This window comes from Aristaeella hokkaidonensis (genome assembly GCF_018128945.1).
GTDB classification, from domain to species: domain Bacteria; phylum Bacillota; class Clostridia; order Christensenellales; family Aristaeellaceae; genus Aristaeella; species Aristaeella hokkaidonensis.
Window position 1 is genome coordinate 1751875 of sequence record NZ_CP068393.1, and the last position, 24149, is coordinate 1776023.

The following is a 24149-nucleotide window of genomic DNA, read 5'->3' on the forward strand; positions in this document are numbered from 1 at the left end:
CATTAGAAGAAGATTTCTTGTATAAAGGTGAAAAGGGAAACCTTTTTACTCAGCAAACACCCGAGGCGCATTATGAACACAAAGAACCTGGACACCTTTATTACCCTCACAAAGTACAACAGCATCAACGCAGCCGCAGACGCCTTATTTATTTCATCTCCGGCGCTGCAGCAGCAAATCAACCGTTTGGAATCAGAAATTGGTTTCAAGCTTTTTGAAAGAGGAGCCGCCGGCATTCGCCTGACCCCGGCAGGGGAAACCTTTCTGGACGGCGTCATCAAGCTCCGGTCTGACACGGAATCCCTGCTTGCCCGCTGTCGGGAAACCGACTCCCTGAACAAGTCACTGCGGGTGGGTGCCATTCTTGGCCTTCAGCCCGATCTGTTCCCCCGGGTCAGCGGACCCTTTTACCAGAAGTATCCCCATATTGTCCAGAAACCGGTCATGGAGAGTGAAGAACAGCTTTTCAGTGACCTTGACCGTGGTGCACTGGACGTGATTGAATACTTTGACTGTCCCAGGGCACATGCCGCCGGGCGCAATTTTGAACCGCTGTTCTGGGAAGGCCGCGACTGTATGATGTCCCCCAATCACCCCCTGGCCTCCCATGATATCCTGACCCTGGACGACCTGGCGGGACAGCATATCATTGTCTATCGGTTTGACCGGCTGCCCGGTCTTCGGGAGTATGTGGAAAAATCGTATCCGGACATCCGTATCAGCGAAGATCCCCGCGTGATGGATCTGTACACCGTTGTCCGCTCCTTTGAGGATGGACATATCGGCCTGGTTCCTCCCCATGTGGGCAGCCAGTTCCATCCGCTCCGGACCATTCCGCTGAAAATGGACATGAGCTGGCCCATCGGGCTGGTATACCGGGAGCCCCGCTCCGCCGTTGTCAGTCAGTTCATCGAAGTGGCCAAACAGGTTTTCAGCCAGTACACCAAATAAAACCAAACGACCGTCTGCATAACGCAGACGGTCGTTTTTTGTCTCAATGTTTTATTCTCTTTCCCTCGGCTTGGTCAGGCGGCAGGCCTGGATGCCGATCTCATACAACAGGATCATCGGCAGTCCCAGTGCCAGCTGGGATACCACATCCGGAGGTGTCAGAATGGCGGCAATGACAAAAATGCCAAGCACCACAAACTTCCGTTTGGAAGCCAGCATCTTGTAGTTGGTCCATCCGATCCGGGTGGTCAGGTACAGTGCCACCGGCAGCTGAAACGCCAGTCCGAAGGGAACAATAAAGCCGAACAGGAAGCTGACGTATTTGTCGATGGACAGCATCGGTGTTGCCAGGTTGTCGCCCGCCACCAAGAAGAAATCCACTGCCAGCATGTATACTGCCATGTAGCAGAAGACCACGCCCAGCAGGAACAGGAACAGGGCAATCAGGAACAGGATGCGGAACGCCTTTTTCTCTTTGGGGAAAAGGGCGGGTTTGATAAAGCTCCAGATCTGCCAGATGATCACCGGCGAAGCCAGGATCAACGCCGCGATAATCGCGACCTTGAATTTGGTCACCAGTGCTTCAGACATGGCTGTGTAGATGATTTCAATCCCGCGCTCCGCAATAGGTCCAATAATCCAGGCCATCAGCGTTTCGATTGCGAGATAGAACACCAGGAAAAACGCAACAGCCACTGCCGCGGCGGATACGATCAGCACGCGCCGCAGGGCCTGCAGGTGAACCAGCAGCGGCGCTCCGCCGCCGTCCGGCATCTGCTGCTCCGTTTCTTCCAGCTCCGTCTGATTGTCTCCCTTCCGAAGCTCTTTGCTATTCTTTTTGCTCATACGATCACGGCAGCCCTGTTACTTCTTTGCTTTGGTGCTCTTGGCGGGCTTTTCGTCCTCATCCTCATCGGATGTGTTGTCGTCATCTTCCTTCACTTCATGCTTGAAGTCCTTGATGCTCTTTCCCAGGGCTTTGCCAACGCCGGCCAGTTTGCCGCCGCCGAACAGTACCAGTGCAAGCACCACAATTAAGATGATTTCCGTAGTTCCCAGACGCATGTTTGTATCCTCCTTATGCCTGACGCTGCAGGCTTATTTTTTCATCGTCTCTTCCTTGATCTCTTTGGTTTCTTCCTGAATCTCTTTTCCGGTCTGATGAAGCTCATCCTTCACACTGTTCAGGCTCTTGTTCAGATCAGCGGAGGCGCCCTTCAGTTCAGACGTGATATCCAGGTCCTTTTTCAGGTCCTTCACGGACTTGTTGAGATCCGTCTTCGTATCGTTGATCTCTTTTTCCAGATCAGCCCAGCCGGTCTCTTTCTTCACTTCGTTGATCATCTGCTTCAGTTTTTTGACCATGCGGCCCAGCCAGCGTGCCACCTTGGGAAGATCCTTCGGGCCGACAACCAGAAAAGCGATCAGCAGCACAATGATCAGTTCAGAAAACCCGATATTGAACACGCTGCTTCACCTCTTCCGCAAACTGTTTTTTGATTATATGCTGTTTGTTCGGTTTTTTCAAGACTTCTCCCCGGCGAATATTTGACGGCCGTCAAGTGCCCGGAATATAAGGCTTGACAAAGTTTTTTCGTCCGGTTTATAATGTGCCCGACAGCGATCCCGACGAGAGCGGGCAATCCTGTGGAGGTGTGTTTGGAGACTGTTCAGTAACAGGGAACATGGCAATTGAAATGAAGCGATGACATGATCGCTTGTTTGCTTATGCCATGGCGCGGTTCTGACAGTTACCGGGCACTTTTTTGTTTGCCTTTTTGTTGTGTCGCATTCCCTGATCTTCGCTCATGTCAATCAAATACGGATAAGGGGAATCCACATGATACAGGATATGCTTACGTTAGGTTTTGACCAAATCATTGAACAACTGAAAGAACAGGCCGTTTCACAGGCCGCGCGCCGCCTGCTGGCGGAAACAGAACCCATCCTGAATGAGGGGCTTTGCTATGCCCGTATGGAGGAAACGACTGCCGCCCGCCGCGTCATTGAAAACACCGGCACCCCGCCCCTGGCGGAAACCGAAGGCACAGATACAGGCCTGACTGAAGCACTGCAGGGCGGCATGCTGCTGCCCGCGCAGCTGACGTCCATCGCCCGCTTCTGTGCGGCTGTACGCCGCCTGCGCCGCTACCTGCAGAACGCCCAGGTCCACAGTGCCGGCATCGCCTCCTGGTATACAGAGCTGCCTGACCTGGCGAGCCTGGAGGATGAAATTGAACATTCCGTCCGGGAGGAAGAAGTCCTGGATGACGCCTCCCCTGCCCTCCGGAATCTCCGGCGCCAGCGGGAGCATACCGAGCAGGGCATCCGGGAAAAGCTCAACCAGATTATCTTTCATCATAAAGCCGAATTGGCAGACAACTATATCACCCAGCGCGGCGGAACCTTCGTCCTGCCGGTGCTGAAGCGTTTCCAGAATCAGTTCCCCGGCCGTGTTGTGGATACCTCCGGCAAAGGAAGCACCGTCTTTATGGAGCCCTCCGCCGTTCAGTCAATGCGCCAGGCCCTGGATCAGCTGATGATCGATATTGATACGGAGGAGAGACGCATCCTCTGGGAACTCAGCGACCGGGTAGCCTCCCAGGCCGAACCATTGCGGGAAGCCGTTCGTGTCATGACAGACCTGGATATGCTCTTTGCCCGGGCCAAACTGAGCCTGGAGATGGATGCCCGCCCGGCCGAACTGACCGCCGAACGCAGGATATGCCTGGTCAATGCCCGACATCCACTCCTGGATCGTCAGGCCTGCGTCCCCCTCAGTCTGGAGCTTGCCTTCCCCGACTCCGGCATTGCCGTCACCGGTCCGAACACCGGTGGAAAAACAGTCTGCCTGAAAACCGTCGGCCTGCTGACCCTCATGGCCCAGTGCGGGCTGCATATTCCCTGTGCGGAGGGTACCGTCATCGGCATGATGGATGCCGTATTCTGCGATATCGGGGACAGCCAGAGCATCAGCCAGAACCTGTCCACCTTCTCCGGCCATATGACCAATATCATCCGCATCCTGCGTCATTGTTCCCGGGACAGCCTGGTCCTTCTGGACGAACTGGGCAGCGGCACGGATCCGGCTGAAGGTTCCGGCCTTGCCGCCGCGATTCTGGAGGAACTGCTGCGCCGCGGATGCTTCTTCATGGTTACCACCCACGATCCCCAGATCAAGCAATGGGCGGAGCAAACCGATCAGGTCGTTCCGGGACGGATGGCTTTCGACCGGGTGTCCCTGAAGCCGCTGTATCATCTGGAGCTTGGCAAGAGCGGAAAAAGCTGCGCCATTGAAATTGCCCGCCGCCTTGGTATGGATGAAGGGCTCCTGTCCCGTGCGAAACTGGTTGCGGAGCATGGGCCGGAAACCATACCGGAGCCGGTGCAGCATCCCATGCACATTCCCTCCACCCGCCTGCAGCGCCTGGTCCGGAAAACGGACAGCAGCTTTGAACGTTTCTGCATGGGGGACAGCGTCCTGCTCCTGCCGGACAAGAAGAACGCTATCGTATACCGCCCGGCCGATGACGACGGCAACGTCATCATCCAGCTGCAGGGGCAGAAGCTGACTGTACGCCACAACCGGCTGCAGCTGCTTGTCCCGGCCTCCCAGCTCTACCCGCCGGACTATGATTTTTCAATTATCTTTGATACCGTCGCCAACCGGAAAGCCGCCCATACCATGTCGCGCAAGTTTGATCCGGATGCGGTGATTGTGATCAAAGAAGGCAAACAGAATGAAGAATGAAAGGAAGAACAAACACATGAACAGAATGGATAAATATACTCAGTACTTCACAAAGGATTACCTCATGGGTCCCAACTCTTTCCTCCTGCTGGATGAACTGCTCCGCAGGAGTCCGTCCGATGTATGCTATGACCGCACCCTCGATTTGGGCTGCGGTATGGCGCTGACTTCAGTCTTCCTCGCCAATGAAACGCCTGCGAAGTCTGTATACGCCTTCGATCTCTGGGTGGACGCGGCGGATAACCTGAAGCGGATCCGCTCCCTGGACCTGGAAGATAAGATCATCCCGATCCACGGAGACGCGCTGGATATGCCTTTTGCCCGCGGATACTTTGACGCGGTTGTCAGCGTGGATTCCTATCATTATTTCGGCTGTAAGGAAGGGATCTTTGCGGATAAAATCCTGCCCTTTGTCCGGCCCGGCGGCACCGTCATGATCGCGGTTCCAGGTCTAAGTGAGGAGCCCTGCGGCGACCTGCGCACCCTGTTCGAAACCTGGGCGGAAGGAGACGACTCCCTGTGTTTCAAAACGGTGGATTGGTGGAAGGCGCTGCTTGAAAAGGAATGCGGGAACCGGTGCGATATTGAGGTTAAGGAGGCTGAATGTTATGACCGGGCCTGGGAGGACTGGTTCAATTCCGGTCATGAATTCGGCATCCGGGACAGGGAGTTCCTTTCAAAAGGACTTTATCAGGTCCTGAACTTCGTCCTCATGTACATCCACAGAAAACAGTGATATTCATCTAAAAAGGAAGTACCGGCATGAACAGCCGGTACTTCTTTCTTTGATCATTCTGTACGTTTATTTCTTTTTCCGGTATTTACCGTATGCCAGGCCGCCGATACCAATCAGTCCGATCAGGATCAATCCCACCCACAGCATCGGGTTGTCCGTATCTCCGGTCTTCGGAACCGGCTGCGGTTTGGAGGTATCTGTCGGAGCAGGCGCAGCGGTAGGTGTGGCCTTCGGAGTCTCTGTGGGTTTCACGGTTGTCCCCTCTGTAGGCTTCACTGTGGATACGTCTGTCGGCTTCGCGGTCGACGCGTCTGTGGGCTTTGCTGTTGGTGTGGCCACAGGTTTCACCGTGGACTCATCTGTGGGCTTTGCTGTCGATGTAGCCGTGGGTTTCACAGTGGGCTCATCTGTAGGTTTATCAGAAGGCGTCGGTTCTGCGGAAGGCTTCGGTTGTTCCGATGTCGGCGCCGGTTCTTCTCCTTCTTCTCCCTTGTAGTTGTTTTCGAAGGTAGCCTTGCTCACCTGACCTGCCCGGATGGTTCCCGTAGTACCTTCCGCGCTGCCCTGGCTGTAGCCCTTGGGCATGCTGTCTGCCGGCTGGGAAGCCTCATAGGTCACGCCGTCCGGCAGTCCCGTAATCGTGGCGACGCTTCCGCCCTCGATCAGGATTGTCCCGCGGCCTTCGCTGTCCGTCACATTCCCCGTCGTGCTTTCTGCCCGGGTCATGACGTCTGAAACCGTCAGCATACCGTTCCCTGCCTTGGCGGAAACCTTCACCTTCTGCGTTGATGTAGGAAGCGGATATCCTGCCAGCGGCCTGCCTTCACAGTCCTTCAGCACCACGTTTACAGGGAATTTTGGGGGGTGCCACCAGGGCCAGTGCGGGATATGTCCGCCGGTTTTGACTTCAATTTCCAGTGTTCCGCCCTTGTAGGTATTCCGGAACACGCCATCACCGGACATCAGTTTCTTGTCAACAACAGGAATCCCGTCGTCATCCAGGCTGACCGTCACCTTGTAGATATCCTCACCGGTGTCATACGCAATCGTTCTGTTCTCCGCGTCTGCCACTTCGCGGACGATATAATAATACGTTTTGGGAGTAGCCGGATTCAGCGCAATTGGTTCAAAAGCGATCTTTCCGTCCGTTCCGTTCTGCGTCCGTGCGATCTCTGTCTCTGTTCTTCTCTCCTCGTCGGTTTCCAGCAAAACAAACGTAAACGGTTCTGATGCAGGCTGCCCCTCCAGTGTTTTTTCTGCTGTAAAGGAAACCTCAGTATTCAGATAGTTTACCAGCTGTACAGGCAGCGCATCGCCGTCGATATACGGGCCACCAGGTATAACCTTGTTTCCGTTGCAAACCGGACAAGTGTTATTCGTTCCGCCATCCACGAGATAGACAATGGCAGCTCTGTCAATTAGCTCCGTAAAATGCACATAATCAGGATTCTTTGTTATTGCATCCCAATGCTCCTCTGTAAAAAGATAGGCAATCATCACGTAGCGTGAAGCAGAAGCAGGGAAACCTGCCGGATCCATTTCGTTTTTAGCACAGATTTGTGCTAGGGTAAAGGGGCCACCATACGGGAAAATCAATAACACATTGCCGTCAGAAAGATGGATCCCCTTCATATCGATAAAGTTATAGATGCAGTCTGGACAATAATTTCCTTCCATGTTGAAGTTAGGATGGGTACATGCCTTGAACGTGGCTCCTGCCCCGTTGCACTTTGTACATGAACCTCCCGTGCCGTCCGAAGCATATCCCGTTCCGCCGCAATTGGAGCAGATATCCATATATTCAGCATTGAAAAAGCTGTTCAGGTTGATTATCTCTCCAGCGGCTTTCTCTCCCACGTCTACAATCACCGCTGAAAAGCCACCAGCCTCTCCTGTACCGCCGCAGGCGTTACAGAGGATTTCCGGGCGTTTAATTGTCTGCCCGGGCATCGCAACAAGCAGTTTGCCGTCCTCCGTCTGCGCGATCTGCACCTTCGCTTCCCTCGGCGTGGTCATATACGCCACCGTCGGATCCGTTCCCTGCACCTCGCTGATAAGGAACGTGAGATCGCCGATACCGGTCTGTGATGAGATGGCGTCCAGATCCCTTTCCGTCAGAATGATGTCCGGCGTGAAGGTGACATTGCCTTCCGCATCGTTCTTTCCCGTTGCAATCGGAGCAGAGTCTGCCGGAGCACCCTTCCGCCGGACCTCAAAGGAGAATTCCTCCGGCTGCAGCGTCCGCCCGACCAGTTCCTTATGGGCAGTCAGGGTGATGTTCCTTTTGAAAGCGTATGTATTCGTGAAGGACAGCGGATCGCCCGTCGCTGTGGTCACCGTCGCCTTCAGGGTACCGTCCTTATTATCCGTAAATATGATGGCCACTTCGATCTCGCGCGTGTCGTAGGTCACGTCGTCGTACACCGGGACACCGTTCACCGTCTGCGCGCCTTCCGGGACTTTTTCCCGGAACTTGTAGTGCAGCGTTTTTGTTCCGCCGTATTCGTAGATCGGATAGTATTCTTCGTTGCCGAACTCAGGTGTAAAGGTAAACATCGCCAGACCGGTCACTGTGCCGTCGCCGCCGGTCACTGTCCCGCGGCTTGCGCCCGTCTTCACCGTATCGATCACCTGGCCATAGTTCTCGTTTTCATCACCCCCGCGGGTCCGTTGGTTTTCGTCCAGTACTTCGAAGGAGAATTCCCCCGCCCGCTGTTCTCTTCCCAGCAGCCGTTTCGTTCCGCTGATTTCAGCATAGCCTTCGGCCGTGTAGTCATTTATGACGTTAAACTTTACGGTTTCCGCTGATCTGATTACATATGTATCATTACCGCCCCGCGTACTCCAGCCCGCGGGCGGCTGTTTCTCTATTTTGCACTTGCTCCCGGCCGGCAGTCCAATGACCTTGGCGCATTGTTTATCCTCAAGTGTGATGGTTCCGTTATTGCAGACCGTACCGCTGCCGACCACCACCGCATCTGCTGGGATTGTCGTGTCATTGGTGCCATTCGGTCCTTTGTTATAGATGAGGTATTCGTACTCACCGTCCAGTGGTTCATCTCCGTTTGTCAGTTTCAAAATGAAATCAAAGGACGGCAGAACGGTATTGTTGCCTTCAGCCGGTCTGGAATCATCGGTCACATAAGTGTAGATCATGGCATAGCCGAAGTCCGGATTTTTGAAGTTGCGGAAGGTGGTGAGATCGTCCGGATCGTACTCCGCCGTCACCGTAACGCCTGCAGGAACCGCGTCATTCTGGGAGAACCAGCCACTTGGCGTGTTTTCCACAAGAACATATTTGTACTCATATCCACCCGGTGCATAACGCTCATAACCTGAGAAGGTATAGGTCCACGAATTATCCTTCGATGGATTTGTGTTCTTGTGATAGTCCTTGAAGGGTATCTGTTCAGTCTCGCCCTTCTCGTTCACCCGCCGCAGGTTCATTTGGGCCTTGTCAACGTCCGGCTCCGCAGGCGAACCGTCCGGGTACAGCCAGAGCTTTCTGCCGGTGATGGTTACCTGTTCCCTCTCATGCTTGTTGACGATCTCGTAGGAGCGGTTATCGTCCTTGTAGACCGCCGTGGAGTAGCCCGGCACCGGGTCTTCCGTCACGGTATAGGCATACGGAACCCCGTACCGGTCCAGCGCCGGGGCGCTCCGGAAGATGCCCTGCCAGCCGTCGTCCGCCGTCAGGACCAGGGTGTCCTCAAAGGTCGTGTTATTCTCTGCGGTCAGCGCGGTTCCGGAGGGCAGCTTTGGCACGCCCTTCAGCTTCACCGTTACCTGGTCCGGGCGCAACCCGTCGTGATTCTCCATGTATCCGACGTTGGTCACCCAGGCCTTGTCGACCCATGTCTTCCGCACCAGGATCGTCTCGGGCACGATGCCCAGCCGGGTGTACTCAAAATCCAGCACCGACCGGTCCCGGGCATACCCGTGGGACGCCTGGGCGTTGGGCGTGGAGAACCGGAGATAGACAGCTGCCGCCTGGTTGTACGCGTACATGTTGCTGGCCGGGTCCATTGCCGCGATCCAGTCGACATCGTCCGGCGAGGAAGCGTTGTCCGTTTTATGGGCATACGCGCCTTTCGCGTTCCATTTGCTGTCGCTGCCGCCGTCCGACGGCGCCTTCATGTTCAGGTAAACAGAAACCTTGTCCCCCGGCGACAGCAGGCATATCGTGCGGGGATTCGTTCCCCGCTGCGCGTCCACGGCGATGGCCGCCACTTTGGTTCCCTCCGGCACGGTCCACACGCCGTTCACGATGGCCCCCTCGGGCACCCGCTTCCAGAGGTCCTGGTTAAACAGGTTATAGTCACTGTTCCATCCGCTGAAGGATTGCAGGATTCCGTGCGTGTCCGTCGTGTCGATCGAACCTTGCGCGCCGAACTTCAGCCCGGGCTTCTCCGTGTAATACACCCACGGCCCGAAACCCTTGCTGATCAGTTCTGTCAGGTCCACGGACACGAGCGTTCCCTTCCACTGGCCTTTTCCCTGCCATTCCCCGGACCATGCCTTTTTCGCGGCCAGGCCGGGCTCCGCATCGTCGGCGGGGGCAAACTCCTCGATCGCGTCGTAGAACATGATGCCGCCGATATAGCTGTCGTTTTTGGCAGCCACGGTCATGCGGTAGGTATAGCTGCCGCCCTCGGTCACGGTCACCTGGGTCTCGCCCGCGGTGCCCTTTGCCCAGGCGCCTGTGCTCCCCGCGCGCACGTCCTTCCGGAATTCCACCTGGTTCATGATATTGATGTTGCCGAGGCCAAGACTGCCGTACAGGTAGACGAAACGCGCTTCGTCCGTGTCCGGATCCAGGTCCGTCATGGCATCCCTGATCTCCGTGGAATTGATGTTCAGCCAGGTGCCCGAAATATTCGGCCACGCGTCCGGATAGCCGATACTCTGGTAATAGTTGCTGGTCGACGGAAGGTTGCCCAGCGTGCCGGGATTGCCCGACTCGAAGGCCGCGTAATATTTCACATATTTGTTGCCTTCCAGGTCCGCGTAGTCCTCCCAGGGCATGTACGCGTCCAGGGACAGGAAGATCCGGTCCGTAAAATATCCTTTCGCCCCGGAATAGCTGTCACTAACGTCCGGCGACAGCGTACCGCGGACCACCAGCAGGGCCCGTCCGCTGCCCCGGAAGTTTTCGTAAACCTCCTTTTCGATGATCCGGTCGCCGCTCCGCAGGCTGACGCTGCTCATGACCGGGGTCATGTTCTCCGGCAGCAGGAGATACCATGTGCCGGAGGTCTCCGGAATCACCGCGCCCGCCGCGACCGCCGCGTTGTATTCCTCCAGGGTCGACAGGTTGCTCTTCTCGTCGACGTACATGTACATGCTCGCCTTGATCCGGCGGTTCACCGTATCGTTCTTCGGCGGGTCCGGCTCAATTCCCGCGTTTCCGTATACGCTGAAGCCGGCGACGGCCAGCGTCGCGCTGCTGCTGTCGCTCGTCTCCTGGAAGCTTCCGGCGGCCGCCGCCTGCAGCCAGGCCTCCTGGGACGGCTGGACCTCCTCCGGCCGGGTTGCACTGTAATAGTAAGTCGTTTTCAGCTCGGCGTCGTTATCCACGACGACGTTTGTATGGCTCCGGAGGACCGTCTCCACGATGTCCTTCAGATGATCGCTCGGGAGCAGTTTCACCGTCGGCCATACGGCCACCTTGCAGGCCGCCTGGTTGGTCGCGAAGCGGGTTTTGTAGCCGATGACGCCTTCCGGGAAGGTGATCTTTTTCGTCCCGCTCCGCAGAGACACCGTTTCCAGCAGCGCCCAGCTGCCGTCCGCGTACTTGACCCAGACCTCCACGTCCGGCTTCGGCAGGCTGTTGTCCGGCTTGTAGCCAAAGGTCGAATTCTCCATCATGTACTGGGACTGGGAGGGCTGCAGGTACCCGTAGCTGAACATTTCCGGCGCGCCGACGGTGATCCCGGTGAAGCAGTAGTCGCCGGGCTGCAGGGCGCCGGAGACATTCTGGACGGTCAGCGTGTCGTCCGTGGTCTCCATCAGGTAGTTCCAGTTCAGGTAATGGGCTGGATCGTATTCCCATCCCTCCGGGAGATCCGGGACCTCGCTGGTCGGGCCCGCGGTATACTTGTAGCCGTACCCGGCGGTCAGCACCTCGTATTCAATCGTCACGGGCTGGTTGTTCCGCAGCGCGCCGACCGCCATGGCGTACGTATGGTTTTTATTGTGGTAGGTGTTCTCGCTGCCGTCCGGCACGTCTTTCGCTATCGTCGGGTGCGTATGATCCGGATGGGAATCCGTGTACTTGTAAACGCCGAATCTTCCCGCCGGATACTCCCATCCCGAGTGCGTATAGTTCACCGAGGCGTCCACGCTCTTCTCCGTGACCTCCTGCGGGTCGTTTCCCCGCGCCGGGTCTGCCTCGGTCATCTTCCACGCCGCGGCGGCGCGGATCGTGTAGGTCTTGTTCGCCTGCATCTGGGCGGTCGGATAGGCGACCCAGATATTCTGCATGCGGTTTCCGTTTTGAGTACCCTTGTCGTCCCAGTCGTAGGTCGTGACCGTCCGGCTGTAGTGTTCTCCGGCCTGCGCGCCGGAATCCTGCGTGGTGACCGTACCGCCGCCGGCGGTCCTGCCCAGGACGATCCCGGGAATCGCCGCCTCGTTTCCGGCGGCCTCCCCGGCCCACAGGTCCATGTCCAGGCGGAAATACTGCGACGCGTCGTAGTAAGGCCGGGTCTTCCAGCATACAAAGACATAGCCGTTCGCCGTTTCCGCGCCGCCTGGCAGGTTGCTGAGGACATTCGGGGAGATGTTGTCCGATGAATTGTAGACCGTCCCGGTCAGGGACGCGCCGGGCGTCGATCCGTAAGTGGTCAGCGCGGCCCTGGTGTCGATCACGGCCGTCAATTCCTGCGTGTCCATCGTGTCCTTCGTGCCGTCCCGGGCGGTGACTTCCACCGTCACCTTCAGGGGATCGCTCGGCAGCATGTCCACGAGCCTGTTCGGCTGCAGGCCGGTGATCGTGCACTGGAACATGAGGGAGGCGGCCGCGTCGATCGTCGCGTCGTTGACAATCACATACCGGCCGTCGCCCGTGTCCTCCCTGTGCCAGGAGGATCCTTCGGCCGGCGCTGCCGGGACCGAATAGGTCATGTTTCCGTATCCGGCGGCCTGGACGCTTCCGTCCGGCCGCGAGCTCCGCTGGTGGAAGATCTGCTTCGGCGCCGTGATCCGGACCGTTCCCGGTGCGTGCGCTTCCGCGCCTGTCAGCACGATGTCCATCTGGTACTGGACGGAGAACGTGCCGTTGTCGTACTCTTTTTTGAGCAGCAGGCGTTCGGGGATCCCGTCGTAGTCGGTCGTCACCCACTTCAGCTTCGCGTCCCGGATCTGAACGGTACCCGCTGCGTACCCGACGGATAAAGACAATGCACCGTTCAACGCAATGAACAGCGCAAGCAGAATGAGCAGGAGAACCACCGGGCGTCTTATGCTTCTGAACATAGTCATCTCTCCGTCGGCTATAATGTAACATTTCTATGGATGCAGGTTTCTGAACAAGGAGGGTAAGAAGCTGTCCGTACTTCTTTCTTGCCATTTGGTTAATAATACCATATTGTTTGCGGGCCCTACAATCTGTATTTACAATCAATTGTTACATTTTTGCAGTATTTTCATTACAATTTGGATTTTCCTTCATTATTTTGTGTAACTGTTTGTTTTCCCTTGTCTGCAAGGTGTTTCCTGCCTTTCCGGAGCATCAGAAAACCCGGCTGTTTCCAGCCGGGTTACATGCCCCGTCAATATGCTTTTATTTTATCCCTTCGAAGGTGAAATCCTTGGCTTCCACGGCAGCCTTCACCGCTGCTTCATCCAGCTCTCCGGACAGGGTGATTACCGCGGTTCCCGCGTCATGGCTGACCACCGCTTCTGCAATAAAGGGAAGCGCCTCCAGCGCCTTCTTCACGGACGCCTCGCAGTGCCCGCACATCATTCCTTTGATTTTTACTGTCTTTGTCATGGTACCGATCCTCTCTTTCTTTTGTTCCTCTTTGATTGTTTCTGTAATGGTAAGGGGTATATTCGCCGCCTTCAGCGGTTTATCCTTTCCCGGATCCTTCAGCCTGAACAGGTTCAGCCGCAGGGCGTTCATGCAAACCGTAAAGCTGGAAAGGCTCATGGCCGCCGCCCCGATCATCGGGCTCATCTTCCATCCGAAGAGGCCTGCCGCCAGTGGAATGCAAATCAGGTTATAGAAGAAGGCCCAGAACAAGTTTTCATGGATGTTCCGCAGCGTTGCCCGGCTCAGCCGGATCGCTGCCGCCACATCAGTCAGGGCGGAATTCATCAGCACAATATCCGCGCTGTCGATCGCTACGTCCGTTCCGGCGCCGATGGCAATTCCGGTATCCGCCCGGGTCAGTGCCGGCGCGTCGTTGATTCCGTCACCCACCATGGCAACCCGGCCGTATTCCTGCAGTTTCCGGATCACTTCCTCCTTGCCTTCCGGCAGGACCCCGGCCACCCATTCATCCACACCGGCCTGGGCCGCGATGGCCTGCGCTGTCCGCTCGTTGTCCCCCGTCAGCATCACTACCCGCAGGCCCTGGTTTTTCAGCTGCCGGATTCCCTCCCGGGAATCTTCCCGGATCCGGTCCGCCACAGCGATCACGCCCAGCATCTGCCCGTCTTCCTCAAAGAACAGCGGAGTCTTGCCCTGTTCCGCCAGCTTTTCAGCCTGCCGGTTCATCTCCTCCGGTACCTTCACCAGGCTGCCGATGTAGCTGCCGCTGCCGCCGTGGAGGCGTTTCCCGCCTGCTGTACCCTCCAGTCCGTTTCCCGGCAGGGCCCGGAAATCGGATATGCTTTCCGGTTTCAGCTGCTGCTCTTCCGCCGCCCGCAGGATGGCTTTGGCTAGCGGATGCTCGCTCCCCTGCTCCAGGGCGACTGCCCCGGCCAGCAATTCTGCTTCTGTCCTGCCTTCCGCGGGAATCAGGTCCGTTACGCCCGGTTCTCCGGAAGTAATCGTGCCGGTCTTGTCCAGGGCGATAATCTGTGCTTTCCCCGCCGTTTCGAGTGCTTCACCCGTCTTGAACAGGATGCCGTTCTTCGCTCCCAGGCCGTTGCCCACCATGATAGCCACCGGTGTAGCCAGTCCCAGTGCGCAGGGGCAGGAGATCACCAGCACGGAAATGCCCCTGGCCACCGCGTCCCCTGCGGACGCGCCGGCAATCATCCAGCCCGTAGTTACGATCAGGGCAATCCCGATCACGGCAGGCACAAAGACGCCGGATACCTTGTCCGCGATCCGCACTATCGGTGCCTTGGTAGCCGCCGCGTCTGAAACCATCCGGATAATCTGGCTCAGGGTGGTATCCTCTCCCACCCTTGTCGCCCGGCAGGTCAGGAATCCGGACTGGTTGATGGTAGCTGCGCTGACCTTGTCGCCTTCCGCCTTGTCCACGAGAATGCTTTCCCCGGTCAGGGTGGATTCATTCACCGCGCCCGCTCCGGAAACCACAATACCGTCCACCGGGATGCTGTCTCCCGGACGTACCACAAACAGATCCCCTGTTTTGACCTCCGCAATCGGCACTTCAGTTTCCGTACCTTCCCGGAGCAGCACTGCCGTCTGCGGTGCCAGCTTCATCAGGCTCTTCAATGCGTTCGTTGTCTTGCCCTTGGACCGGGCTTCCAGCATCTTGCCCACAGTAATCAGGGCCGGAATCATCGCCGCGGATTCAAAGTACAGCTGCTGATGATACAGGTCCATCAGCTCACTGTTGGACGCTCCGGCTGTAATCATCCCGCACATCCGGTAGAACACAAACAGGCTCCAGCCAAAGGATACCGAAGATCCCAGCGCCACCAGCGTATCCATGTTCGGTGCGCCGTGAACCAGGGAACGGAATCCGCTGGTAAAGAATTTCCCGTTGATGATCATCACAGTCAGGGCCAGCAGCATCTGGGTCAGCGTCAGCGCCAGGTGATTATGCGTCAGGAAAGCCGGCAGCGGCCATCCCGCCATGTGATGACCCATCGTAATGTACATCAGCACCGCCAGGAAGCCGACTGACAACAGGAGCCTGCGCTTCAGCTTCGGGGTTTCCCGGTCCTGCAGCGCTTTCTCCTGTGCGGCCAGGTAATCCGCCTTAGTCTCTCCGGCAGTTGCCCCCTTCGGGCTCGCACCGTATCCTGCCGCCTCCACCGCGCGGATGATTTCCTCCTGCGATGCGCTGCCCTCAACGCCCATGGAGTTGGTCAGCAGGCTGACAGATACCGAGCAGACGCCCGGCACCTGCCCCACGGCTTTCTCCACCCGTGCCTGGCAGGCCGCGCAGCTCATACCGGTCACAATGTATTGTTCCATGGTTTCCTCTCTTCTCACTTCATGAGTTTCTGCATCACTTTGACAAACTCATCAATGGCTTCTTCCTTGCCGTTCCGGATATCCTCCGATACGCAGCTGCGGATATGGCAGGCCAGCAGTTCCTTGTTGAAGCTGTTCAGTGCGGCGCTCACCGCTGACACCTGGATCAGGATATCCGGACAGTAGGCGTCTTCCTCCACCATCTTCTGGATGCCCCGGATCTGGCCCTCCACCAGCTTCAGGCGCCGAAGCAGCGCGTTCTGTTCCTCCGCTGTGCGCTTCTTTTTCCGTTCGCTGCAATGCGGACAGGCGTTCGTTTCGCTCATCTGCTTCTCCTCATTTCCCGCATGTGATATACCCCCGTGGGGTATTATGATCATATACCCTCCCGGGGTATTTGTCAACACTGTTCTTTTCCTGCCCTTTCCTTGACCGGGCAGGGGCTTTGTGCTACGATCTGGAATTGACGCAAGGAAAGGAGTTTGTGAATATGAAAGACCGTAAAATCTTTTGTCTGAATAATATCGCGAAGATCGGCACGGACGGTTTCCGCTCCGGCTATACGCTGATTGATTCCATCGACGAGGCTGCCGGCGTGCTGGTTCGCTCCGCCGACATGAAGGAAATGTCCTTCCCCGCCGGCCTCCGGGCCATCGCCCGCGCGGGTGCAGGCGTCAACAACATCCCGCTGGACCGCTGCGCGGAAGAGGGCATCGTGGTGTTCAACACTCCCGGTGCCAACGCCAATTCCGTCAAGGAGCTGGTGCTCTGCGGCATGTTCCTGGCTTCCCGTGACATCGCCGGCGGCATCAACTGGGTCCGGGAAAACGCGGATGATGAAAACATCGCCAAGACCACTGAGAAGGCCAAGAAAGCCTTCGCCGGCACAGAGCTCAAGGGCAAGACCCTGGGCGTCATCGGTCTGGGTGCCATCGGCGTCCTGGTTGCCAATGCCGCCATCTCCCTGGGCATGAAGGTCTATGGTTTCGACCCCTACCTGTCCGTCAATTCCGCCTGGAATCTTTCCCCCATGGTCATCCATGCGGAGAAGATCGAAGAAGTCTACGCGGCCAGCGACTATATCACCATCCACGTGCCTGCCACCGCAAGCACAAAAGGCATGATCAGTGCCGAAGCGATCGCCCAGATGAAGAATGGCGTCGTCCTGCTGAACTTCGCCCGGGATACCCTGGTGGATGAAAAAGCCCTGGCCAGCGCCCTGGAAGCCGGTATGGTCAAACGTTATGTGTCCGACTTCCCCACGCCCGCCAGCGCCCATATGAAAAATGCCATTGTCATCCCGCACCTGGGTGCCTCCACGGAGGAAGCGGAAGACAACTGTGCGGTCATGGCCGTGAAGCAGCTGCAGGATTACCTGGACAACGGCAACATCCGCAATTCCGTCAACTATCCGGAAATCAACCTCGGCTTCTGCGAAACGGAAGCCCGCGTTGCCATCCTGCACCGGAACATCCCGAACATGCTCAGCCAGATCACCAACTTCTTCGGCAACCAGGGACTGAACATCGAAAACCTGGCCAACAAGAGCCGCGGTGATTACGCCTACACCCTGCTGGATCTCAGCCATCCCATGCCCCATGACACCGTGGAACGGCTGAAGGAAATCGACGGCGTCATTCGCGTCCGCCGCATCGTTGAAAACAAATAAGGTACACATAAAAAATCCCGCTTCCGGCCAGTCCGGAAGCGGGATTTTCATTTCCACTACTTTTTCTTTTTCCCGTTGATTATCTCGTTGTAAACGCTCATCACTTCTCCGGGAGAGGATTCCATGTGAACCTTGTTGATCTCCTCCAGCACCGCCTTCCGGGGACTGGGCACGCAGTAGGGACAGGGCGTCAGCTTGTTGTAGGGCGCTTCATCCAGTTCGCCGTAGGGGAACTCGGTCAGCGGCAGGTACCGCTTTTTGATGTTCACGCAGTTGTCCTGCGAATGGTATTTGCTTCCACCCTTGGGGTTGTAGTACAGCGGAGTATCATCGTCCGGAATCTTCACCTGCCGTCCCTGGTAGTCTTCCCAGATCACCAGTTTGACGCAGTTTTTATCCTGCCGCTTTTTGATCAGGTTGGACAACACGGACATGCTGTACCCTGCCCGGTTCTGTTTCGCCTGTACCCGGATGCAGCCATGACTGGCGCGGCTGCCGAGGATTTCCTCAAATCCGCGGTAATTCTTGGAGCCGTCGTTGTTCTTCCGGTGAGGCACCTCGTGAATGTAATCCGCCGCGTTGAACTTCAGGGCATAGTTGCAGACCATGCCGGACTCGTCGTCTATCAGGGCACCGGTCTTGGTATAAATAATCAGGTATTCACCGGAACGGGTTTCATTATAGGGCTGCTGCTTCTTCGCGCTGGGATTGTACTTGCCCGTTGACACCGCCAGCGATGTCTCCAGGTGGCCGTCCTTGAAGAGGTACAGCCGCTGTGTCAGCTTGTCGATCACGATACCATAGTTCTGGTTCACTTCCACGGTTTTCAGCTTCTTGGTCGGCACATAGCCTGTCACAAAGGCGTTGAAGTTCTTTACCTTGCTGTCGTGGAAACTGGTAGAATATGTTTCAATCTTGGTCCATCCGTTATCCAGCGTTTCCAGCACATGCACGCCCTGGCTCTGGCCGGTCAGCATACCGATGCCTTCGCTGCTCTCATCCGGTTGGGAATAGATCACCATCTGCTTGTTCATGTCGATATCTGCCACGGTGATGGGCAGGGTCAGCATCTTCCAGATGGCTTCCTCGTCATCCAGGTTCATGGGGGTATCCCAGTAGCTGTCATCCGGTTCCCCGTCCCGGGGTTCCTCTGACCGGAAGGAAGGCGTTATATCGGATGGTTCAGGAGCGACGCCCAGCAGAAAATCCTCCGCCGGCGCGCTGGCCGCGGAGAACAGCAGAATCATAAGCAAAAGCACTGCTGTTATTCTGCGCATGCTATTCCTCCATCCTTTGTGTTTCAGGACTGAAGAATCATACCATATATGGGAAAAAGTGTCAAAGTTCTTTCTCCTTGTTTTCAGGCGTTCAGCGCAGATTTTGGGAAATACAGAAAAGGCTTGATTTTCATCCCCGAAGGGGGTATACTGCCTGTATCCTTTTCAGATGAAGGGAAACACGCGGTCAGGAAACCGGTTCACAGAGAGCGGGAGAAGGTGCAAGCCCGCAGCAAGGCCCTGATACGATACCATTCCCGGATGAGAAGCGGCTGCCGACCGATAAAGCGGCTCAATGAGTGGTTTTACAACAAGCAGGGTGGAACCGCGAATGCTTTTTCAGCATCCGTCCCGGCACAAGAATGCAGGGCGGATGCTTTTTTGTACACAGACGCCCGGAAAAAAGGAGGGTATTCCATGAAAATCATCTACAACGACGGTCATGTCGCGGAATGTCCCGCGGAAGATGAGCTGGAGGTGCTCCGTCACTCTGCCGCTCATATCATGGCCCAGGCGGTCAAACGCCTGTACCCCGATGCCCACTTTGCCTATGGTCCCGCCACTGAAAAGGGATTCCATTATGACATCGATCTGGGCGACGTCAAACTCACAGATGAAGACCTGCCCGCCATCCAGGCGGAAATGCAGAAGATCGTGAAGGAAAACCTGCCCTTCAAGGTCTATCCCCTGCCCCGTGATGAGGCTGTCAAGCTCATGCAGGACCGCGGTGAAATCTACAAGGTCGAGCACATTGCCGACCTGCCCGATGACGCCGTCATCACCTTCTACCAGCAGGGCGACTACATCGACATGTGCGTCGGCCCGCACCTCACCTACACCAAGGCGCTGAAGGCTTTCAAGCTCACCGCCCTGTCCGGTGCCTACTGGAAGAACAACCAGAACAACAAGATGCTTACCCGCCTCAACGGCGTCGCCTTCCGGAACCAGGAAGAGCTGGCCGCCTATGAGAAGCAGGTTGAGGAAGCCAAAGCCCGCGATCACCGCCGCATCGGTAAAGAAATGGGCCTGTTCATGACAGACGACCTGGTCGGCAAGGGACTGCCCATGTTCCTGCCCAAGGGCTATACCATCTGGCGTGAGCTGGAAAACTATATCCGGGATAAGGAACTCCGCCTGGGCTATCAGCATGTCATGACCCCCTGCGTCGGCACAGTGGATCTGTACCGCACCAGCGGCCACTGGGATCATTACAAGGACAACATGTTCCCCGCCATGGAGGTGGAAGGCGAAAGCTTCGTGCTTCGTCCCATGAACTGCCCCCATCACATGATGATCTACGCCAACCGGCTGCATTCCTACCGGGATCTGCCGATCCGCATCGGTGAAATCGCCCATGACTTCCGGTTCGAGCCCAGCGGCACCCTGAAGGGTATTGAGCGCGGCCGTCACTTCTGCCAGAATGACGCCCACCTCTTCGTCACGCCCGAACAGATCAAGGATGAGGTTTCCAGCGTAGTCAACCTGATCCGCGAAGTCTACCAGGACTTCCATATCACAGACTACCGCTGCGTGCTGTCCCTGCGTGATCCGGAAGACAAGGTCAAGTATCATCAGGATGACGAGATGTGGAACCGTGCGGAATCCGCCCTGCGTGAAGTGCTGAAGGAGCTGAACATCGACTTCACGGAAGAAATCGGCGAAGCCGCCTTCTACGGTCCGAAGCTGGACGTGAACGTCAAGCCCGCCATCGGTGCAGAATACACGCTGAGCACCTGCCAGCTGGACTTCTGCCTGCCGGCCAAATTCAACCTGAAGTATGTGGACCAGGATGGTTCCGAAAAGACCCCCGTCGTGCTGCACCGCGCGATCCTGGGCTCCATCGACCGCTTCATGGCTTACCTGATTGAGGAAACCAAGGGTGCCTTCCCGCTGTGGGTTGCTCCCGTCCAGGTCAAGGTTCTCCCCGTCAGCGACAAGAGCATGGACTATGCGGCCAAGGTCACCGAAGCGCTGCTGGACGACGGCATCCGCGCCGAGCTGGATGAGCGCAATGAAAAGATCGGCTACAAGATCCGTTACGCCCGCCAGGAGGACAAAGTTCCTTACATGCTGATCATCGGCGAAAAGGAAATCGCGGAAAACACTGTTTCCGTCCGTGACCGCGCCACCGACCAGACAACTTCCATGACCCTGGAAGAGCTGATCAAAAAGCTCGAAAAGGAAATCACGGAACGCCTGTAATCAACCTAAACCTGATAATCAAAAGAGTGTCCTTCACAGGACACTCTTTTTTCATGCGTTTTGAGTATTAATTATGCATTGTGCATTATGCATTGATTCCAAGTTTCAGCGTGTTAGCACAGAAACTTGGAAGTCTCTCCGGCAGTTTCACGACTACTACCCCGTAGTCCTTCCTGAACTCCACCGGTCCGTATCCCAGCAGCTCCACGCTCTTCACCTCATCCTCCGCGAAGCTGCGCAGCGTTAATGTTTCTCCTCCCTTTGCACCCAGCAGGAAGGCATAAACCGCGCCCTCCTTCTGCACATAGCGAACGTCACTCAGGTTCCAGTCCGTCTTTTCCTCGGTAAAGCCGTCAATCTTCACCCGCGTTTCACCCTCGCCGAAGGTCCGCCACGGCCTTGTACCGTAAACCGCCTCGCTGTTGATGGCGAACCACTCCGCCAGCCTGTCCAGGATGTATTCCGCGTCTTCGTCGATGGTGCCGTCCGGCCGCTGGAGAATATTCAGCAGCATTACGCCGTTTTTGGAGATAATGTCCACCAGCATCTCCACAATCTGTTCCGGACTCTTGTAGGGATGATGCACGTCATAGAACCAGTTGCCGATACAGGTATCTGTATGCCACGGTTCCGGCATGATACCGGGCAGCTGGCTCTTTTCAATATCCAGCACACCCACGCTGAAGATTTCTTCCCGACGGTCCTTCTGCAGGTACACCGCCTGGTTTTCTCCGTGTTTGTCAATGGACGTGTTATAGAGCCTGGCCACCGCCTGCAGGCCGCGGTTATATACAGACAGATCCGTCAGTTTGCCCTGTTCCGCCATCCAGTGATCACCGAATGGCAGCACGCCGTCGGTATACAGCAGGTCAGGCTTGAACTTATCAATCATCTCATTCACGCACTTCAGCCAGTAATCCCGGAACTGCTCGTTATCGGTATACCAGGGCGTCAGGTCCTCCCCTGTGCCATGCTCCTGGTTCGCGTGGTAGAAGTCCTGATACGCCGGATCGTTGCCGTCATAGGGCACACCCGCATAAGGACCGGTCTTGTCACAGCCTTTGTTCACCCGCCACCAGGAGAAGGAAGCCCCCAGGTGCTCGCTGATGCCGAAAGGCAGCTGATACTTGTCTGCCGCGGCTTTCCACAGCGCCAGGATATCCTTGTGGGGCCCCACATTCATGCTGTTCATGCGGTTGATTTGGGAATCATAGTTGAAGAAGTGATCATGATGGGTCGCCTGGGTCATCAGATACCGGGCGCCTGCCTTGTAATACTTTGCGATCAGCGCGTCCGGATCGAACTTTTCCGCCTTCCACAGGGCACAGATATCCTTGTAGCCGAACTTGGAAGGGTGGCCGTAGTGACGCAGGTGATACTCATATTGCGGCTGGCCCTGGATATACATGTTCCGGGCATACCAGTCACCGAACATCGGCACGCTCTGGGGACCCCAGTGGCTCCAGATTCCGAATTTGGCGTCCCGGAACCATTCCGGTGCGGAATACTGTCTCAGTGATTCAAACGTCGGCTCAAATCTCATACTTCAACCCGCTCTTTCTTCGCTTTGTTGATTACTCCTATACATTATACACGAAACGTTTCTATTTTCTACTGTTGTTTTCCTTCTCCGCAGAAAAAAAACGTGTACGGTTCCCGCACACGTTCAGGTATTAATTCTGAATTCTTAATTCTTAATTAGTTTAACCGCTTTCCTCACCGGTACTGTCAGCAGTGCCGCCGCAGCAATCTTAACTGCGTCACCGATCAGGAATGGCACCACGCACAGGGCCAGTGCCGCGCCCAGGCCGTTTCCTGTGTGGAGCATAAAATTCACCGTGCCCACCAGGTACAGCAGCGCCGTCCCTGCGATCATCATCAGCGGATGATACCACCAGCCGATCTGTTCTCTCTTCTCCGCGCCTTCGCCGGACATATACGCGCAGGGCAGGTAACCGATCAGATACCCGCCGGTCACCCCGGCCAGCTTCTGGAATCCCCCGCTGAAGCCGCTGAACACCGGAACCCCGATGATACCGATCAGCAGATAGAGCCCCACCGCAATAGTTCCTTTTTTTCGTCCCAGCACAGATCCGGCCAGGTAAACCGCGAAAGTCGCCAGGGACAGCGGAATCGGTCCTGCGGGAATCGTCAGCGGTCCCGCCACGCAGATCAATGCCGCCATCACAGCGATCGTTGTCATATCCAATGTCTTCATTTTCCTACTCATTTTCCCTCTGCTCCATTGTCTGTCAGTTTCAGGCTTACTTCACCGTAGTTCAGGCAGGTGCGTCCGTCCTCGGTTTCAATCACCAGCCGGCCCTGGTCATCTATATCCACTGCCTTGGCCGGATATCTCTTGTCTCCTTCGATGACCGTCACCGTCCGGCCAATCACGTTGGACCGTTTCCGGCTTTCCTCCAGGAAATGTCCTGTCTTCAGGTCTCCCAGCAGGGCCTCTGTCTCGTTCAGGATCTCGGCAATCAGCCGGTTCCGTTCCGGGGCTTCGCCGCACTCATTGCCAATGGAGGTTGCAATCTCCTGCAGTTCCGGCGGAAACTGCATCCGCGCCGTATTCACACCGATCCCGGCCACGGCATATTCCAGCTTTCCGGCTTCCATGCCCAGGCCTGCCTCGCACAGGATGCCGCAGATCTTCCTGCCGCTGATATACAGGTCGTTCACCCATTTGATATCCGCCTTCACATCCGCGGTCTTCTCCACAGCCCGCGCCGTTGCCACAGCCGCCAGGGAGGTCAGCAATCCTGCCTGGTCCGGTGCGCAGTCGGGTCTCAGGATCATTGTCATATATACGCCGCTGTGATCTGGAGAGAAAAAGCTGCGTCCCTGCCGGCCCCGGCCGCCGCTCTGGCTGTCGGCAATGATCACCGTGCCATGCTTTGCCCCGGCTGCAGCCAGCATCTTGGCCCGGTTGTTTGTGGAATCAAGCCGGTCATGGATTTCGAGCTCCCTGCCCAGCTCCCGGGTCTTCAGCCATTTGCGGATTCCGGCCTCGCTCAGCACATCCGGGGCAGAAACCAGCCGATATCCACGGTTTGTCACCGCTTCAATCTCATAGCCGTCTTCCCGCAGGCGTTTCATCACCTTCCACACCGCGTTCCGGCTTACACCCAGCTCCTTCGCGAGCTGTTCACCGGATACCGTTTCTCCGGTTTCCAGCAGTGCCAGCGCCTTTTCCCTGATATACATACAGGCCGTCC

At 56.6% G+C, this 24149-nt stretch carries 15 protein-coding genes; 5 read left to right on the forward strand and 10 right to left on the reverse strand.

Features of this window, described 5'->3' with window-relative positions; translation table 11 throughout:
* Positions 1 to 72 precede the first annotated feature (72 nt).
* Positions 73 to 951, forward strand: a complete 879-nt coding sequence (locus JYE49_RS07865; protein WP_093957221.1) for a LysR family transcriptional regulator — start codon at positions 73 to 75, stop codon at positions 949 to 951.
* Between the two features lie 51 nt (positions 952 to 1002).
* On the opposite strand, the gene tatC is transcribed toward JYE49_RS07865, so the two are convergent.
* The 3 genes from tatC to tatB are packed head-to-tail and all read right to left on the reverse strand — an operon-like array spanning position 1003 to position 2418.
* The gene (tatC, locus tag JYE49_RS07870; protein ID WP_093957220.1) at positions 1003 to 1797 is read right to left on the reverse strand and encodes a twin-arginine translocase subunit TatC; all 795 of its coding nucleotides are present in this window, start codon (positions 1795 to 1797) and stop codon (positions 1003 to 1005) included.
* Positions 1798 to 1815: 18 nt separating this feature from the next.
* Positions 1816 to 2016, reverse strand: coding sequence for a twin-arginine translocase TatA/TatE family subunit (locus tag JYE49_RS07875; RefSeq protein ID WP_093957219.1), 201 nt, complete (start codon positions 2014 to 2016; stop codon positions 1816 to 1818).
* A gap of 33 nt (positions 2017 to 2049) precedes the next feature.
* Positions 2050 to 2418, reverse strand: a complete 369-nt coding sequence (gene tatB, locus JYE49_RS07880) for a Sec-independent protein translocase protein TatB (protein WP_093957218.1) — start codon at positions 2416 to 2418, stop codon at positions 2050 to 2052.
* A gap of 385 nt (positions 2419 to 2803) precedes the next feature.
* Here tatB and JYE49_RS07885 point away from each other — a divergent pair, with 385 nt between their 5' ends.
* Together JYE49_RS07885 and JYE49_RS07890 are read left to right on the forward strand one after the other, a co-directional pair.
* Complete coding sequence (locus JYE49_RS07885) at positions 2804 to 4702, forward strand: endonuclease MutS2 (protein ID WP_179217313.1); 1899 nt, start codon at positions 2804 to 2806, stop codon at positions 4700 to 4702.
* Positions 4703 to 4727: 25 nt separating this feature from the next.
* Entirely contained in the window at positions 4728 to 5438 is a 711-nt protein-coding gene (locus JYE49_RS07890; protein WP_304582538.1) for an SAM-dependent methyltransferase, read from the forward strand.
* A 66-nt stretch (positions 5439 to 5504) separates the two neighbouring features.
* On the opposite strand, the gene JYE49_RS07895 is transcribed toward JYE49_RS07890, so the two are convergent.
* The 3 genes from JYE49_RS07895 to JYE49_RS07905 all read right to left on the reverse strand — a co-directional run bounded on the left by JYE49_RS07895 (position 5505) and on the right by JYE49_RS07905 (position 16106).
* Entirely contained in the window at positions 5505 to 12914 is a 7410-nt protein-coding gene (locus JYE49_RS07895) for a Spy0128 family protein (RefSeq protein WP_179217312.1), read from the reverse strand.
* Positions 12915 to 13221: 307 nt separating this feature from the next.
* Positions 13222 to 15780: a heavy metal translocating P-type ATPase gene (locus JYE49_RS07900; protein WP_093957215.1), complete on the reverse strand. Its 2559-nt coding sequence runs from the start codon at positions 15778 to 15780 to the stop codon at positions 13222 to 13224.
* A gap of 14 nt (positions 15781 to 15794) precedes the next feature.
* On the reverse strand, positions 15795 to 16106 hold the full coding sequence (locus tag JYE49_RS07905) for a metal-sensing transcriptional repressor (protein ID WP_093957214.1): 312 nt from the start codon (positions 16104 to 16106) through the stop codon (positions 15795 to 15797).
* 164 nt (positions 16107 to 16270) lie between these two features.
* On the opposite strand from JYE49_RS07905, the gene JYE49_RS07910 reads away from it, so the two are divergent.
* Positions 16271 to 17449 carry a phosphoglycerate dehydrogenase gene (locus JYE49_RS07910; protein WP_093957213.1) on the forward strand — a complete coding sequence of 393 codons (1179 nt, stop codon included), beginning with the start codon at positions 16271 to 16273 and terminating at the stop codon, positions 17447 to 17449.
* A 56-nt stretch (positions 17450 to 17505) separates the two neighbouring features.
* On the opposite strand, the gene JYE49_RS07915 is transcribed toward JYE49_RS07910, so the two are convergent.
* Positions 17506 to 18726, reverse strand: coding sequence for a L,D-transpeptidase (locus tag JYE49_RS07915; protein WP_093957212.1), 1221 nt, complete (start codon positions 18724 to 18726; stop codon positions 17506 to 17508).
* A gap of 417 nt (positions 18727 to 19143) precedes the next feature.
* Between JYE49_RS07915 and thrS the strand changes: the two genes are divergently transcribed.
* Positions 19144 to 20928, forward strand: coding sequence for a threonine--tRNA ligase (gene thrS / locus JYE49_RS07920; protein WP_093957211.1), 1785 nt, complete (start codon positions 19144 to 19146; stop codon positions 20926 to 20928).
* A gap of 85 nt (positions 20929 to 21013) precedes the next feature.
* Here the strand turns inward: thrS and JYE49_RS07925 are convergent, their stop codons facing one another.
* From JYE49_RS07925 to JYE49_RS07935, 3 genes are all read right to left on the reverse strand, one after another.
* Entirely contained in the window at positions 21014 to 22471 is a 1458-nt protein-coding gene (locus JYE49_RS07925) for an alpha-L-fucosidase (protein ID WP_093957210.1), read from the reverse strand.
* 144 nt (positions 22472 to 22615) lie between these two features.
* Complete coding sequence (locus JYE49_RS07930) at positions 22616 to 23146, reverse strand: biotin transporter BioY (RefSeq protein WP_304582543.1); 531 nt, start codon at positions 23144 to 23146, stop codon at positions 22616 to 22618.
* An 8-nt stretch (positions 23147 to 23154) separates the two neighbouring features.
* Positions 23155 to 24138 carry a biotin--[acetyl-CoA-carboxylase] ligase gene (locus JYE49_RS07935; protein WP_179217311.1) on the reverse strand — a complete coding sequence of 328 codons (984 nt, stop codon included), beginning with the start codon at positions 24136 to 24138 and terminating at the stop codon, positions 23155 to 23157.
* Between the last annotated feature and the right edge of the window lie 11 nt (positions 24139 to 24149).